Origin of the sequence: Catenulispora rubra, from assembly GCF_015356825.1 — a bacterium.
Classification (GTDB): Bacteria; Actinomycetota; Actinomycetes; order Streptomycetales; family Catenulisporaceae; genus Catenulispora; species Catenulispora rubra.
This window is the reverse complement of sequence record NZ_JAACYW010000693.1, coordinates 1-631: the sequence shown is the minus strand read 5'-3', so window position 1 is coordinate 631 and position 631 is coordinate 1. Positions and strand designations below refer to the sequence as shown.

Here is a 631-nt window from a genome sequence, read left to right as displayed (position 1 = left end):
CTACTAGGGGGGCAGCTGGGGCTGCGGGTACTGCGGGGTCGGCGTCGGCGTCGGCGACGGGTTCGGGGGCGGCCGGGTCGGCTGGCGGCGCCGCGCCGTCGACGGCCTCGGCGACTTCCACGACCTCGGCGCCGAGCGCCGATCCGAACACATCGTCGGCGGATTCGAGCGCGCCGGCTGCCGCCGGTGACAGCTACTGCGCGGTGCTCAGCGACTTCGAGACCGAGCTGACGCAGGTGGACAACACCCCGGCGAGCGTGGCCAAGCTCAAGACCACCATGGAGCAGATGAAGCAGGCCACGCCCACGGAGATCGGGCCGGACGTGACGGAGGCCGCCACGGTCGTCGGCCGGATCGCCGACGGGGCCGACGCCCAGACCCAGACGCAGGATCCGGCCTTCATGACTGCCGTCGGGAACATCAGCACGTGGCAGTCCGCGCACTGTGCATCGGGCTCGCAGTGAGCATGAGCGTGCCTGCGGAGTCCGACGGCAATCCGCCGCCGTCGGCCGACCACTTCACCACGATCGAGATCGGAGGCGACGGACTGTGGACGGGGTAGAGGGAGGAGAGGGTGCCGTTGGCTCGGACGGCGGCCCGGGACCCGGCGGCGAGGGACCGGGCGGGGGAC

General features: G+C 72.4%; 1 protein-coding gene. It reads left to right on the top strand.

Features of this window, described 5'->3' with window-relative positions; translation table 11 throughout:
- Positions 1 to 464: hypothetical protein (locus GWK61_RS54985; protein WP_194922354.1), on the top strand; the 464-nt coding region annotated here is incomplete at its 5' end.
- Positions 465 to 631: the final 167 nt, after the last annotated feature.